The following is a 13,607-nucleotide window of genomic DNA, read 5'->3' on the forward strand; positions in this document are numbered from 1 at the left end:
TTTCTTAGAGCAGCACGCTGGCACATTGGTTGCGATGATTTTCTGCTTTTGCCAACTAAAAGGAGGTCCAACCGTGTCCCCTAGCATCCGAATGGCCGTGCTGGCGGCCGCCATGCTGTCCATTTGCACACCTGCGTCGGCCGATCCTGTCCAGGACGCTCGCCTGGAGGGTTCGCTGCAAACCGCGTTGGCCCTCAACAGGGTGCTCAACCCGTTCCGCATCAAGGTCGAGGTCGATGGCCAGCTGGCCCGCCTTTCTGGCGAAGTCGAGAACAGCGTCGAGCGCGAGCTGGCCGAACATGTGGCCCTGGCCACACGGGGCATCGAGCAGGTCGACAACCAGTTGCGAGTCAACGCCGAACTGGTCGAGCGCCCGCTGGAGCTGCGTGCCTACGCCCAGCGGCTTGAAGATGTGACCTTGGCGGCGGTGATCCGGGCGCGCTTGCTGTGGAGCCGGATCACGGAAAAAGCGCCTATCGAAGTGCAAAGCAGCGATGGCGTGGTGACCCTGCGTGGCAAGGTCGACAGTGCCGAGGCCAAGGATCTGGCGGGCGTGGTGGCGCGTACCACTGACGGTGTGCACCTGGTCAACAACCTGGTAAGCCTTGATAGCGCGGCCATGGCCAAGGCAAGGGAGAACCCGGCAGGGGCTCAGAACGGGCCGCAGCCAAGCGACAGTTGGGTGGTCGACAAGATTCAGACCAGCTTGCGTTTCAGCCGCAATCTGGACGGTTTGAATATCAAGGTGGCCAGCGAGCAAGGCATGGTGCGGCTGACCGGTGAGGTGGTCAGCAGTGAGCAGAAGACCATTGCCGTGGAGATTGCCCGACAGATCATCGGTGTGCGGGGTGTCGACGCCGATCTGCTCAAGGTGGCGACCAAGGTCGAGGGTTGAATCGTGCAATTCGCACGACCTCAGCAGGGTCATCGTGCAGGATACGTCCTAAGCGGGGTTTCCCATCTATTTTAAGTTATTGATTTTAAAGGATTTTATTTGATCGGGCGGACTGGCATGCAGGCTGCAATTACTTGTTCAGGTTTGAACAGAAAAATTACAGTAGGAGAAGCTGGCATGAACCGCCCATCCGTCAAACGCTCGCTGAATGCCGCACTCCCCGTGCGCCAGTTCCTGTTCCTTGGGATGGCATTGCTGCTGACCTTGGCCGCCGGCCTCTTCTATTACAGCTGGCAGACCGCGCGCCTGGCCGACCAGGTGGCAGCGCAAACCGCGCTGCTGACGCAGATTCAGGCAAGTCGCGCCAACACCTTGGTAAAAGCCGCCGAACCTGTCGGGCAGCGGCCTGCCGCCAACACCTCACCGGCCACCGTCGACAACATTGTGCCCCAGCAGCGCTGGGTGTTCTGAAACGCTGGCCACACCGTTTTCAAAAAAGAAAGGAGAAGCATCATGCTGAGTTGGGCTATCACTTTCCTCATCATCGCCATTGTCGCCGCAGTGCTTGGCTTCGGTGGTATCGCTGGCGCCGCTACGGGTATCGCGAAGATCCTGTTCATTGTCTTCCTGGTCCTGTTCGTCGCCTCCTTCTTCTTTGGACGTGGTCGAGGTTGAAGATGAGCAGGAAGCTATGCGCAGCCCTGGCTGTCGCCGCCGTGATGACAGGCGGTAGTACAGCCGTGCTGGCGGCCAATGATGGCCAGATCCGGGTCGAGCAGTTGCTCGGCTCGGACCCTGAATACCGGGAAACCTGGCAAGACACGATCAAGGGCGAGGAACGCCTGCCCGATTGGGTGATCAACCTGAGCGGCAGCGGCCAGGAGCAGATGTCTGCGGTGACCGAAGACGGGGACAAGTACCTGGTCGGGCCGTTGTGCGAGTCGCCGCAGAACTGCACCTACAAGCGCTTGATCGTAGCGTTCAGCTGGGACAAGGACGACGCCTACGGGATGCTTGTCGAGGTGCCCGAAGGCTTGCCTGGTGACAAGTCGCCGACCCGCCATGCGCAGTATCGTTGGCTGGGCAAGCCGGACGACGGCATGAAGGCCTTGTTGCAAGAGCAACTCAAGCGTGACCCGAACTGGTACTGATCAGCGGTCGCGCGCTGTCATGCAATAGAAGCGGAACCTTTTTATCTTTCCTGCTTCTATGATGCGCCGCCCCGAGGAGGGGCCGCGCATGACCAGGGGGCCGGGCTGTTCTGATTGTTGCAGGATCGGAGTGGCCTAGGGGTACAGGGAGTACCTCCAGTTTTGGGCCGGGTCAGGAAAAGGCAGAATCGGAAGCATCAGGTCGGGGGTGTCTGACAACATCGTAACCTGGCCTGGCTTCCGAGGCGCCATGCCCCGTTGTGCAGATTCCTTTCAGGTTGCTGGCTCCAGGACACATTTTGTGTTGACCGTACATCAACTTTTTTTCGTTCGCTGAAGGGCCGCGCAAGTGGCATTTCGGCCATTCGGATTGTCGAACAGGCCGTTTTCATCTCCCCTCATATCCCGCCAAAACTGCCTAAATATGGCGGTTCGGTCTTGTTCGGATTCCCGAACGTTATAAATCAATGACTTACGTGCGACGCATTTTGACTTGGTGGCATATGCTGTTTCGGCATGGGGTATGCGTTTCCGGCATTAGATTTCAGCCTGTCCCATCGCAATAGTTGCCGCCTTTTCGCTGGCCCGAGCGCCCTGTCGCTCGCTCGCGGTGTCCTTACACGAGGTCCCCGGACGGAAGCCCAAAGCTGCCCGTGACGTTGCCAACGGCTCTGTTACGCGCTTTTCCGGTCGGTACCCGTGACCACTAGAACAAAGGGTAAAGACATGAAGAAGGCAAAACTGAGCCTCGCCTGGCAGATCGTCATCGGTCTGCTCCTGGGTGTTGCAGTCGGCGCGCTGCTGAACCACTTCAGCGCGGAAAAGGCCTGGTGGATCAGCAACGTCCTCCAGCCCGCCGGTGACATCTTCATTCGCCTGATCAAGATGATCGTTGTCCCGATCGTGATTTCGTCGCTGATCGTGGGTATCGCCGGGGTTGGCGATGCGAAGAAACTGGGCAGCATCGGCCTGAAGACCATCCTCTACTTCGAGGTGGTGACCACCATCGCCATCGTTGTCGGCCTGGTATTGGCCAACCTGTTCCACCCGGGCGCCGGCATCGACATGAGCACCCTGGGTACCGTCGACATCTCCAAGTACCAGGCCACTGCAGCCGAGGTGCAGCATGAGCACGCGTTCATCGAGACCCTGCTCAACCTGATCCCGTCGAACATCTTCGCAGCGCTGATGCGTGGCGAAATGCTGCCGATCATCTTCTTCTCGGTGATGTTCGGCCTCGGCCTGTCGAGCCTGCAGGCCGACCTGCGTGAGCCGCTGGTGCGCACCTTCCAGGCTGTGTCGGAGACCATGTTCAAGGTCACCCACATGATCATGAACTACGCCCCGATCGGTGTGTTCGCCCTGATCGCCGTGACTGTTGCCAACTTTGGCTTCAGCTCGCTGCTGCCGTTGGCCAAGCTGGTACTGCTGGTGTACTTCGCCATCGCCTTCTTCGCCTTCATGGTGCTGGGCCTGGTAGCGCGCCTGTTCGGCTTCTCGGTGATCAAGATCATGCGCATCATGAAAGATGAACTGATCCTCGCCTATTCCACCTCCAGCTCCGAGACCGTGCTGCCGCGCGTGATCGAGAAGATGGAGAAGTACGGCGCGCCGAAGTCGATCTGCTCGTTCGTGGTGCCGACCGGCTACTCGTTCAACCTCGACGGTTCGACCCTGTATCAGAGCATCGCGGCCATCTTCATTGCCCAGCTGTACGGCATCGACCTGTCCTGGAGCCAGCAGCTGCTGCTGGTGCTGACGCTGATGGTCACCTCCAAAGGCATCGCCGGCGTGCCGGGCGTTTCCTTCGTGGTGCTGCTGGCAACACTCGGCAGCGTTGGTATCCCGTTGGAAGGCCTGGCCTTCATCGCCGGCGTCGACCGCATCATGGACATGGCACGTACCGCCCTGAACGTGATCGGCAACGCCCTGGCAGCGCTGGTAATTGCGCGCTGGGAAGGCATGTACGACGCCGCCAAGGGCGAGCAGTACTACGCCTCGCTGATGGCAGACAAGCAGGAAGCTGCCGTGGTTGGCGCAGCCGTCAAGCGCTGAGCCTGACCTGCTGAACCAGAAAGCCCCGACTTGTCGGGGCTTTTTGCTGTCTGTGGGTTTGTACAGGCGGGTTGCTAACCATTGTGGGAGCGGGCGTGCCCGCGAACATCGGCGAAGCCGGTGCCATCCACCGCGGTGCCTGCTTCGCGGGGACGCCCGCTCCCACAAGGCTGTCCATCAGGCCTGAGGGCTCCAGCCAGGGGCGCCGATACGCTATCATTCGGGCATTTTTCAGGGGGAACACACGGATGCTCAACGGCCTTTGGCTCGGCTTTTTCCTGGTGGCGGCCGTCTCCGCCCTGGCCCAATGGCTGGTCGGTGGCAATGCCGGCATCTTCGCCGCGATGGTCGAGAGCATCTTCGCCATGGCCAAGCTGTCGGTGGAGGTCATGGTCCTGTTGTTCGGCACCCTGACCCTGTGGCTGGGCTTCCTCAAGATCGCTGAAAAGGCCGGCATCGTCGAATGGCTGGCGAAGGTGCTCGGGCCGCTGTTTGCCCGCTTGATGCCGGAAGTGCCGCCCGGCCACCCGGCCCTGGGCCTGATCACCATGAACTTCGCTGCCAACGGCCTGGGCCTGGACAACGCCGCCACGCCGATCGGCCTCAAGGCCATGCGCGCACTGCAGGAACTCAACCCCAGCAGTACGACGGCGAGCAACGCGCAGATTCTGTTCCTGGTACTCAACGCCTCGTCGCTGACCCTGTTGCCGGTGACCATCTTCATGTATCGCGCCCAGCAAGGCGCCACCGACCCTACCCTGGTGTTTCTGCCGATCCTGCTGGCCACCAGTGCCTCGACCTTGGTCGGCCTGCTGTCGGTGGCGGTGATGCAGCGCTTGCGCCTGTGGGATCCGGTGGTGCTCGCCTACCTGATCCCCGGTGCGCTGCTGCTGGGCGGCTTCATGGCTTTCCTGGGCACCCTGTCGGCGGCCGCGCTGGCCAGCCTGTCGTCGATCCTCGGCAACCTGACCTTGTTCGGCGTGATCATTCTGTTTCTACTGATCGGCGCGCTGAAGCGGGTGCAGGTGTACGAAACCTTCGTCGAGGGCGCCAAGGAAGGTTTCGACGTGGCAAAGAGCCTGCTGCCTTACCTCGTGGCCATGCTGGTCGCCGTGGGCGTGCTGCGGGCATCGGGCGCACTCGAGCTGGCCCTGGATGGCATCCGCCAGGCTGTCAACTGGGCGGGCCTGGATACCCGCTTTGTCGAGGGCCTGCCCACGGCGCTGGTCAAGCCGTTTTCCGGTAGCGCGGCGCGGGCCATGCTGATCGAGACCATGCAGACCCACGGCGTCGACAGCTTCCCGGCCTTGGTGGCAGCGACGATTCAAGGCAGCACCGAAACCACGTTCTACGTGGTGGCAGTATATTTCGGCGCAGTCGGCATCCAGCGTGTGCGCCACGCCGTGGGTTGTGCCCTGCTGGCCGAGCTGGCCGGTGTGATTGCAGCCATCTGCGTCTGCTACTGGTTCTTTGCCTGAACCTGATGCTGAGCCTGGCTGCTTTGCGCTACGGTCCAGTTCACCACCAGCCTGGCCAGCTGATCGCTGGCTGCGCCAAAGCCGGCGACCACGGCTGACACCTGGGTATCCGCCAGCGGCTGGCGTACTTCGAAGCGTTTGCTGCTGAGGATACGCTGGCTGCGGCCTTGCACCAGGCGTGCGTCGTAGCGGATCACCACGTCCACCTTGCCCCCCGGCTGGTACTCGCTCTGGAACGCTTGCAGTTCGCCGCTCAGCTCGTAATCGGCCTGCAGGTTGCTGTCGTCAGCGCTCAGCCGCTGCACCCGGCCGTCGCGCTGGAAGCCATCGAGCAAGCGGTTGCGCACCAGCAACGGGACCGGGTCGCTCCAGCGGGCGCCCTTGTAGTTGCTGATCACATCGCCTTGGGGGATCACTGCGATGCGTGGCCCGGCCAGCACTTCGCTGGCCAGTGGCTTGTTCAGGCGCAGAGACCAGGCCACCGGGGTGCTGCTGTGGCTAGCCTGGTTGACCGGCAGGCGGTAGACATCCACCGGTTCGCTCTGCGGCAGGATCGAGCAGGCGCTGGCCAGGCTCAAGGCTGCTGTCAGGGCCAGCAGGCGCAGCGATGGGGTCATGGCTGGAACTCCTTGTTGTTGTCACGGCCCAGCAGGTAGCCGCTCGGGTCAGCTTCCAGGCGCCGGGAAATACCCTTGAGCGAATTGAGGGTTTCGCGCAGCTCGCGGATGGCCGGGGTCAGCTGGTTGAGCCCCTGGGCGCCGTCGTCGATGGACTGGCGATTGTCTTGCAGCAGGCTGTTGAGGGTCGCGGCGCTGGCGGCCAGCGACTGCATGGCCTGCTCCGCGCTGCCGATGGCTTGCTTGCCCTGGGTGCCGAGCAGGCCGTTGGCATTGCGCATCAGCGCCTGGGTTTCGGCCAGGGTGGCATTGGCCTGCTTGCCGACCTGGGCCAGCTGGGCGATTGCCTCGCTGATACCGCCGTTCTGGTTGGCGAAGGCACCGGTGGTGTGGTCGAGGTTGGCCAGCGTGTTGCTCAGGTGCTCGATGTTGCTGTCCGAGAACATCTGCGTGGCGTTGTGCAGCAGCATGTTGATGTTGGTCACCAGGTCACTGCTGTCATTGAGCAGGCGTGAGATCGGCGAAGGTGAGGCGACGATCACCGGCAGCTTGCCGTCCTTGCCCTTGAGTTCCGGGCTGTGCGGCGTGCCGCCGCTGAGCTGGATGAACGAGTTGCCGGTGACCCCGGCCAGGGTCAGCTTGGCCTGGGTGTCTTCCTTGACCGGGGTGTCACCGCTCAGGCGCACGCGGGCCAGCACCCGGCGTGGGTCTTTCGGGTCCAGGCGCAGGCTGGTGACATCGCCGACCTTGATACCGTTGTACTGCACCGGGCTGCCGCGGGACAGCCCGGAGACGGCTTCGTTGAAGATCACCTCGTAGTCCTTGAAGGCGTCGTCGACGCTGGACTTGGTCAGCCACAGGCCGAACAGCATGGCGCCAGCTACCACCAGCACCGTGACCAGGCCAATCAGGACGTGATGAGCTCGGGTTTCCATTGTTCAGTGCTCCTGCCTGGCGCTGGCGGCAGCGTGTTCCGCTGCGCGCCCGCGTGGGCCGTGAAAGTACTCGTGGATCCAGGGGTCGTTGGTCTGCTCGACTTCGGCCAGAGGGCCGGCGACCAGCACCTTCTTCTGTGACAACACGGCGATGCGATCGGTAATGGTGTAGAGGGTGTCGAGATCATGGGTGATCAGGAATACGCTCAGGCCCAAGGCATCGCGCAGGGTCAGGATCAACTGATCGAAGGCGGCAGCACCGATCGGGTCGAGGCCGGCGGTGGGCTCGTCGAGGAACAGGATGTCCGGGTCCAGCGCCAGCGCGCGCGCCAGGGCAGCGCGCTTGATCATGCCGCCAGAGAGCGACGCAGGGTATTTGTCGGCAGCGGAGATGGGCAGGCCAGCCAAGGCCAGCTTGACCCCGGCCAGGTGTTCGGCATCGGCGCGCGACAGGCCAGCGTGCTCGATCAGCGGCAGGGCGACGTTTTCGGTCACGGTCAACGACGAGAACAGCGCACCTTTCTGGAACAGCACACCGAAGCGGCGTTCGACCAGTGAACGCTGTTGCTCGCGCAACCCGGCCAGGTCTTCGCCGAATACCTTGATCTGCCCTTCGTCAGGGCGGCGCAGGCCGATGCTGCTGCGCAGCAGCACCGACTTGCCGCTCCCCGACCCACCGACCACCGCGAGGATTTCGCCGCGGTACAGGTCGAGGTCGAGATCCTTGTGTACCACCTGGCTACCGAAGCGATTGCAGATGCCCCGTGCCTCGATCACCGCTTCCCGGCCACTCACCAGCCCATCTCCATGCAGAACAGCGCTGCCACCGCATCCAGCACGATGACCACGAAAATCGATTGCACCACGCTGGAAGTGGTGTGGGCACCGACCGATTCGGCGCTGCCGCTGACCTTGAAGCCCTCGAGGCAACCGATGGCGGCGATCAGGAAGGCGAAAATCGGCGCCTTGGCCAGGCCGACCAGGAAGTGCTGCACGCCGATGTCGGATTGCAGCAGCGACAGGAACATGGCCGGCGATATCCCCAATGACAGGGCACAGACCACCGCTCCCCCGACGATGCCGCAGATCATCGCGACGAAGGTCAGCAAGGGCAGCGAGATCAGCAGCGCCAGTACCCGCGGTACCACCAGCAGCTCGATGGGGTTAAGGCCCAGGGTGCGGATGGCATCGATCTCTTCATTGGCCTTCATCGAGCCGATCTGTGCGGTGAAGGCACTGGCGGTGCGCCCGGCCATGAGTATGGCGGTCAGCAGTACGGCGAATTCGCGAAGAAACGAGAAGGCCACCAAGTCGACGGTGAACACGGTTGCACCGAAGTCGGCCAGCACCGTGGCGCCAAGAAAGGCCACCACGGCGCCGACCAGAAAGGTCAGCAAGGCCACGATGGGGGCTGCATCCAGCCCGGTCTGCTCGATGTGCGCGATCACCGGGGTGACACGCCAGCGGTGTGGCTGCAGCAGGCGGCGCAGCAGGGTTTCGATGATCAGGCCGAGGAAGCCGAGCAGCTGCAGGGTGTCCTGCCACAGCGTGCCGACCGCGCAACCGATACGCTCCAGCAGCACCAGCACCACGTTGCGCTCGGGCTGCTTGACCGGGATACAGTAGTCCTGCACCGAGCAGTACACATTCTTGAGCAGGGCACGACTGGCTTCGGGCAGGCTATGGGTGCACTGCGAGAGGCGCTCGGAGCCAAGCAGCTCGGCCAGCAGTGAGGCCCCGGCGGTGTCCAGGCGGCCCAGCTGGCTGAGGTCGGCGATGGTGTCGGCACCATACTGCGTGCGCAGGCGCTCGCTGTCGCGCTTGAGGCTGGCGTAGTGAGCCAGGGTCCAGTCACCGGCGATCCGCAGGCAGGCCGGTTGGCAACGGGTGTCCAGGGTGGCGCTGGGGGTGGTCATAGGCTCCATGCATCCGGCTGGGCTAGAGGCTGATCATAGCGCAGCGGGCATGGAGCGGTTTGTTGAAAATGTGCTGTCGTGCGCCCAGCGTCACGGCGCAGGCGCGTCGTCCACCACCTTGAAGCGCAGCACGCCGATCATCTGGCCGTCTTCGGTCAGCACTCGGACCTGCCACTTGCCCACCGGGTTGGGCGGGAAGTTCTGCTTGTGGGTCCAGGCACGGTAGCCTTCCTTGCGCCCGCCGTGGATATCCAGGGCAATGCGATCGACTTCCTGGCCGTCCTTCTGCCACACATGGTAGATGCGTTCGTCCAGGCCGCGCGGCGCGTTGATTGCGGTATAGGCGTACAGGCCATTGCTGCGGATGCGGCTGGCGGCCACCTCTTCCAGCGATTCGCCCGGTTGACGATTGAGTACTTCGGTGCTGACCGCCACGTCCGTCATCCACAGTGTTGCGGGCGGCACCCACGAACGCAGCAACCAGCCACTGCCGCCCACCGCCAGGGTCACCAGTACCAGTGCCACGCCGCGGCGCCAGGTATTGACCGGGAAGCTGCTGATCAGGCTTGGGAACGACAGCGCCATGGCGGCGATCAATGACAGCTTGAAACTCTGTGCAGTGGTCAGGTGAAGGATGATCGGTAGCGCGGTCAGCAGTGCGGCGAACAGGGTCAGGGTGTGCAGTGCAAGGAACAGCCAGCGCCGGGGTGCCAGCCACTTGTAGTAGAGCGGGTCGATGATCGAAATGAGCCCGGCGGCCCCAAGCAGGCCGGTAAACACCAACTGGCCGCTGTTCCAGGTGGTGGTGATGAAGAAGAACGGCAGAACGAAGAACAGGCTTTCCTGGTGAATCATCTGCGTTGCGTAGCGCAGCAACGGCTGCGGGATCTCGCGCTTGAAGGTGCGCGCGAACAGGCCGGTCAGGGTGTTTTCCAGCATCAGCCAGACCCAGCTGACCAGCATGAGGATGGCGATCCAGCTGGCCAGGCTGGCCTGGCGATCGACCAGGATGAAGCTGCCGATACCGGAAAGGAAGCCACCGAGCGCGATGACGCCGGGGTAGCGTTTGAGCAGCTCGATGACGCGCTGGACGAAGTGGGGTATTGGGGGCATGGGTCTGCAACACGAATATGAAGTGGCTGTACCGGCCCTTTCGCGGGTAAACCCGCTCCCACAGGGGTCGCACGGCATTCAACAGCTGTGCACTACCTGTGGGAGCGGGTTTACCCGCGAAGAGGCCGGTACTGGCAAAAGGATACCGCTGATTCACTGCTGCCGTGTAGCACCACTCGGTCGTTCCGGCTTGTGCCGACGCCAGCGCAGCAGCCCCAGCGCCAGTATCAGCCCCAACAGCAAGGCAACCAGGCCATAAAGCTCGTCGTACCCCAGGAACGGCTTTTCGATCCGCAAGTAGCCCTGCTCCTTGAGCAATTCCTTCAGGGCCGCATTGGCCTCTTCCAGCGTCACCTGGCGCAGCTTGCGTGCCGGGTCGGCAAAGCGGCCGTTGTTGTAATCGTTCAGCGCCCCCCAGTAATAATCGGCCAGCGCACTGTTGCCCTGAGTGCTCCAGCTTTCCTTGGCCACGGCGGCATCCTTGATGCGGGCAAAGGTGTCCGGGTCGAGGCCTTCCTTGCGCAAATGATCGAACAGTTGCTGCATGACCTTCACGGCGTGGTCGATATCCTCGCGCTCAAGGTCGGCATTGAGGCTCAGCATACCGCTGTCGCCAAAGCTCTCACGTTGTACCGACGGCCCATACGACAGGCCGTTGCGCAGGCGCAGCTGGTCGTACAAGGCCCAGTCGAGGTAGCGCGACAGCAGGTCAAGGGTCTGTTGATGGTCATTGTCCAGAACCGGCTCGATGAACAGCCAATGCAGCTTGACGCTATCGCCCAACAGGCCATGGGTCAGGTCGCGGCGCTGCTCGGCCTGTTCGCTGATGCTTTCAAGGTTGCGCCGCTCTTCCGGCTCGGTGGCAGGCAGTTCGCCGAAGGTGCGCTCCAGATAGGCCGGCAGCAGCCGATCCAGGCCGCCGACGACGATCAAGGTCATGTTATTGGCGGCGTACCAGCGGTCACGCAGGGTTTTCACCTGCTCCAGGGTCATGTCCGCGACGTTGGAGCGCTCGGGGCATTTCAGGCCTAGTTCGGTGGCCAATTGATCGCTGGCCGGGTGGCCGATGTCCTGACGGTCGAGCCAGCGCTGCAGGTGGCCATAGTGGCCGCCATCCTCGCGCTCGATGATGCGCTTGGCCGTGGCCAGGGCTTTGGCGTCGATACGCGTGTCGCGGATGATCGCCAGCAACAGGTCGAGCACCTTGCGCTGGTTGCGTGCCGGCGCCTCGATGACAAACGTCGTGTCGGCGCTGCTGGTGTAGGCGTTCCACTCGCCCCCCAGGCTTTGCAGTCGTTCTTCCAGTCCGCCTTCACCAGTTGCGTCGATGCCGGTGAACAGCAGGTGTTCGAGCAGGTGCGGCAACTCTTTCTGCTCGCAGTCGAAGTCATCCAGGCCAACGCCTACCACCAGGCGGATCGCCACATGGTCGCGCTCGTAACCGGACTTCAGGATCACCTGCAGGCCGTTGGGCAACAGGTAACCCTCGACCCGCGAGCGATCGAGGGCAAATGAGGGCAGGCTGCAGATCAGCAGGCAAACGAACATCAGGCAACGCATGGGCGAGCGACGGTCTCCAGGTGTGCGAGATCAGGACAGGTGGGCATCTTCCGGGACGCTGTCGAGCAGCAGCCCGCCAGTGTCCGAGCCACCCAGTACCACATAGGCACTGCTGCAGAACAAAGAGTTCAACCGCTTCATGTCGGCGATCAGCTCCAAGTGTAGCGAACTCGTCTCGATACTTTGCACCACCTTACGTTGCAAACGGCTGACATGGGCATGCGCCAGGCGCCGTTCCTGGGCGCGAAAACGGCGCTTTTCGCGCAGCAGCAGGCGTGCGCTTTCCGGGTCGGCACTGAGAAACACCGACAGCCCCAGGCGCAGGTTGGCCAGCAATTGTTCCTGCAGCCCGGTGAGTTCCTCCAGGCCGACCTGGGAGAACTCCCGGCGCTGGCTGGTTTTCTGCTGTTGCACCTTGCGCAGCATGCGTTCGATCAGGTCGCAGGCTAGCTTCAGGTTAATCGCCAGCTCGATGATTTCGGCCCAGCGCCGGTTGTCCTGGTCGCTGAGGTCTTCCCGCGGCATCTGCGCCAGGTACAGCTTGATCGCGCTGTACAGCGCTTCGGCATCTTCGCTCAAGGCCCGCACCTGCTGGGGCATGGCGGTATGGGTACCGCGCAAGGCGCCGAGCATGGCCTCCAGCAGGCTGTCGACAATGTCCCCCAGACGCAGGGTTTCACGCGCGGCATTGGCCAAGGCCAGGCTAGGCGTGGCCAGCGCCGAGGCATCGAGATGGCGCGGGCGTATCTGGCCGTTGCCAGCCTCGCGTTCGGGTAGCAGTGCGTTGCACAGGCGGCCCATGGGTTTGACCGTCGGCAGCATGATCAGGCAGCGCAGGGTGTTGTAGAGCAGGTGGAAGCCGATTACCAACTCCTGTGGGCTGAAGCTCAGGCTGTCCATCCACTCCACCAGCGGATGCAGCACGGGGATGATCAGCACCAGGCCGATCAGCTTGTACAACAGGCTGCCCAAGGCCACGCGGCGCCCTGCGGCGTTCTGCATGCTGGTGCTGATGAAGGCCAGCAGGCCGCTGCCGATGTTGGCGCCAACGACCAGGCCGATGGCCACCGGGAGGCTGATGACTTCGGCCCCGGCCAGGGTCGCGGTAAGCAGCACGGCAGCCAGGCTGGAATACGACACCATGGCGAACAGCGCACCTACCAGGGCGTCGAGCATGATGTCGCCGGTCAACGATGCGAACAGCACCTTCACCCCTTGTGCATGGGTGATCGGCGTCGCCGCCTGCACGATCAGCTGCAGGGCCAGGATGATCAGGCCCAGGCCGATCCCCACGCGGCCCAACTGGCCTGCACGGGTCTGTTTGCGCGAGAGGAAGAAGATCACCCCGAGGAACACCAGCAGCGGCGATAGCCACGACAAGTCCAGGGTCAGTACCCGTGCCATCAGCGCGGTACCCACGTCGGCACCGAGCATGATCGCCAGCGCTGGGGTCATGGCCATCAGGCCCTGACCGACGAAGGAGGTAACCAGCATGGCGGTGGCATTGCTGCTCTGCACCACGGCAGTGACCACGATGCCGGCGATGAACGCCAGAGGCCGCCGGTTCATGTTCTGGCCGAGCACGCGGCGCAGGTTGGAGCCGAACACCCTGAGGATGCCGGTACGAACGATATGCGTGCCCCATACCAGCAAGGCTACGGCAGAGAGCAGGTTGAGCAGGGTCATCATGGTCGAGCCCCCCTTTTGTTCTCGGGCTCCGGCGCTGGAGCCAAAATGTGTGAAGCCGTAAGCCTGGCCCGGGGGTGGGTGTTTTGATCCAGTGCTTACTCAAGCTTTAGTTGTTTTGCGGACCTCGCGCCAGCTTGGCACGCTCTGCAAGCATTTGAAATATTTGTGTCATGAAAGGCTGTACATGAAAAAGGCCCC

Annotated in this window: 13 protein-coding genes; 6 read left to right on the forward strand and 7 right to left on the reverse strand. The window is 62.8% G+C overall.

The genetic code is table 11. The features are described from left to right. Nucleotides 1–91: 91 nt before the first annotated feature. The 6 genes from ACTORR_RS14895 (at nucleotide 92) to ACTORR_RS14920 (ending at nucleotide 5,579) form a co-directional block, all read left to right on the forward strand. Entirely contained in the window at nucleotides 92–895 is an 804-nt protein-coding gene (locus tag ACTORR_RS14895) for a BON domain-containing protein (protein ID WP_371858388.1), read from the forward strand. A 177-nt stretch (nucleotides 896–1,072) separates the two neighbouring features. Next, the gene (locus ACTORR_RS14900; RefSeq protein ID WP_054884354.1) at nucleotides 1,073–1,366 is read left to right on the forward strand and encodes a hypothetical protein; all 294 of its coding nucleotides are present in this window, start codon (nucleotides 1,073–1,075) and stop codon (nucleotides 1,364–1,366) included. Nucleotides 1,367–1,408: 42 nt separating this feature from the next. Further along, nucleotides 1,409–1,570, forward strand: coding sequence for a DUF1328 domain-containing protein (locus ACTORR_RS14905; protein WP_003252966.1), 162 nt, complete (start codon nucleotides 1,409–1,411; stop codon nucleotides 1,568–1,570). Between the two features lie 2 nt (nucleotides 1,571–1,572). Continuing rightward, nucleotides 1,573–2,046 carry an inhibitor of vertebrate lysozyme family protein gene (locus tag ACTORR_RS14910; RefSeq protein WP_313364428.1) on the forward strand — a complete coding sequence of 158 codons (474 nt, stop codon included), beginning with the start codon at nucleotides 1,573–1,575 and terminating at the stop codon, nucleotides 2,044–2,046. A 726-nt stretch (nucleotides 2,047–2,772) separates the two neighbouring features. After that, complete coding sequence (gltP, locus tag ACTORR_RS14915; RefSeq protein ID WP_099815275.1) at nucleotides 2,773–4,101, forward strand: glutamate/aspartate:proton symporter GltP; 1,329 nt, start codon at nucleotides 2,773–2,775, stop codon at nucleotides 4,099–4,101. A 248-nt stretch (nucleotides 4,102–4,349) separates the two neighbouring features. After that, nucleotides 4,350–5,579: a nucleoside recognition domain-containing protein gene (locus ACTORR_RS14920; RefSeq protein ID WP_054884351.1), complete on the forward strand. Its 1,230-nt coding sequence runs from the start codon at nucleotides 4,350–4,352 to the stop codon at nucleotides 5,577–5,579. Here the strand turns inward: ACTORR_RS14920 and ACTORR_RS14925 are convergent. The 7 genes from ACTORR_RS14925 to ACTORR_RS14955 form a co-directional block, all read right to left on the reverse strand. Continuing rightward, the gene (locus ACTORR_RS14925) at nucleotides 5,561–6,196 is read right to left on the reverse strand and encodes an ABC-type transport auxiliary lipoprotein family protein (protein ID WP_054884350.1); all 636 of its coding nucleotides are present in this window, start codon (nucleotides 6,194–6,196) and stop codon (nucleotides 5,561–5,563) included. The two genes, ACTORR_RS14920 and ACTORR_RS14925, sit on opposite strands and share 19 nt — an antisense overlap. Beyond that, nucleotides 6,193–7,131 carry an MlaD family protein gene (locus ACTORR_RS14930; protein WP_054884349.1) on the reverse strand — a complete coding sequence of 313 codons (939 nt, stop codon included), beginning with the start codon at nucleotides 7,129–7,131 and terminating at the stop codon, nucleotides 6,193–6,195. Before ACTORR_RS14930 ends, ACTORR_RS14925 begins: the two co-directional genes overlap by 4 nt. A 3-nt stretch (nucleotides 7,132–7,134) precedes the next feature. Further along, a complete protein-coding gene (locus tag ACTORR_RS14935) occupies nucleotides 7,135–7,926 on the reverse strand; it encodes an ABC transporter ATP-binding protein (RefSeq protein ID WP_313364429.1) in 792 nt (263 codons plus the stop codon). Beyond that, nucleotides 7,923–9,056: an ABC transporter permease gene (locus tag ACTORR_RS14940; RefSeq protein WP_313364430.1), complete on the reverse strand. Its 1,134-nt coding sequence runs from the start codon at nucleotides 9,054–9,056 to the stop codon at nucleotides 7,923–7,925. The genes ACTORR_RS14935 and ACTORR_RS14940 overlap by 4 nt, the downstream gene beginning before the upstream one ends. Before the next feature lie 81 nt (nucleotides 9,057–9,137). Beyond that, complete coding sequence (locus ACTORR_RS14945) at nucleotides 9,138–10,160, reverse strand: DUF5924 family protein (RefSeq protein WP_099815280.1); 1,023 nt, start codon at nucleotides 10,158–10,160, stop codon at nucleotides 9,138–9,140. A gap of 153 nt (nucleotides 10,161–10,313) precedes the next feature. Then, complete coding sequence (locus ACTORR_RS14950) at nucleotides 10,314–11,720, reverse strand: M16 family metallopeptidase (RefSeq protein ID WP_054884345.1); 1,407 nt, start codon at nucleotides 11,718–11,720, stop codon at nucleotides 10,314–10,316. A gap of 30 nt (nucleotides 11,721–11,750) precedes the next feature. Beyond that, a complete protein-coding gene (locus ACTORR_RS14955) occupies nucleotides 11,751–13,409 on the reverse strand; it encodes a Na/Pi cotransporter family protein (protein ID WP_313365367.1) in 1,659 nt (552 codons plus the stop codon). Nucleotides 13,410–13,607: the final 198 nt, after the last annotated feature.

It is taken from the genome of Pseudomonas sp. SAR267 (assembly GCF_052077595.1).
Lineage (GTDB): Bacteria > Pseudomonadota > Gammaproteobacteria > Pseudomonadales > Pseudomonadaceae > Aquipseudomonas > Aquipseudomonas vlassakiae.

Excerpts from the sequence above, each read along its gene's own strand:
- ACTORR_RS14895 (WP_371858388.1), top strand. The coding sequence starts at position 92 with ATGGCCGTGCTGGCGGCCGCCATGCTGTCCATTTGCACACCTGCGTCG.
- ACTORR_RS14900 (WP_054884354.1), top strand. The coding sequence starts at position 1,073 with ATGAACCGCCCATCCGTCAAACGCTCGCTGAATGCCGCACTCCCCGTG.
- ACTORR_RS14905 (WP_003252966.1), top strand. The coding sequence starts at position 1,409 with ATGCTGAGTTGGGCTATCACTTTCCTCATCATCGCCATTGTCGCCGCA.
- ACTORR_RS14910 (WP_313364428.1), top strand. The coding sequence starts at position 1,573 with ATGAGCAGGAAGCTATGCGCAGCCCTGGCTGTCGCCGCCGTGATGACA.
- gltP (WP_099815275.1), top strand. The coding sequence starts at position 2,773 with ATGAAGAAGGCAAAACTGAGCCTCGCCTGGCAGATCGTCATCGGTCTG.
- ACTORR_RS14920 (WP_054884351.1), top strand. The coding sequence starts at position 4,350 with ATGCTCAACGGCCTTTGGCTCGGCTTTTTCCTGGTGGCGGCCGTCTCC.
- ACTORR_RS14925 (WP_054884350.1), bottom strand. The coding sequence starts at position 6,196 with ATGACCCCATCGCTGCGCCTGCTGGCCCTGACAGCAGCCTTGAGCCTG.
- ACTORR_RS14930 (WP_054884349.1), bottom strand. The coding sequence starts at position 7,131 with ATGGAAACCCGAGCTCATCACGTCCTGATTGGCCTGGTCACGGTGCTG.
- ACTORR_RS14940 (WP_313364430.1), bottom strand. The coding sequence starts at position 9,056 with ATGGAGCCTATGACCACCCCCAGCGCCACCCTGGACACCCGTTGCCAA.
- ACTORR_RS14945 (WP_099815280.1), bottom strand. The coding sequence starts at position 10,160 with ATGCCCCCAATACCCCACTTCGTCCAGCGCGTCATCGAGCTGCTCAAA.
- ACTORR_RS14950 (WP_054884345.1), bottom strand. The coding sequence starts at position 11,720 with ATGCGTTGCCTGATGTTCGTTTGCCTGCTGATCTGCAGCCTGCCCTCA.
- ACTORR_RS14955 (WP_313365367.1), bottom strand. The coding sequence starts at position 13,409 with ATGATGACCCTGCTCAACCTGCTCTCTGCCGTAGCCTTGCTGGTATGG.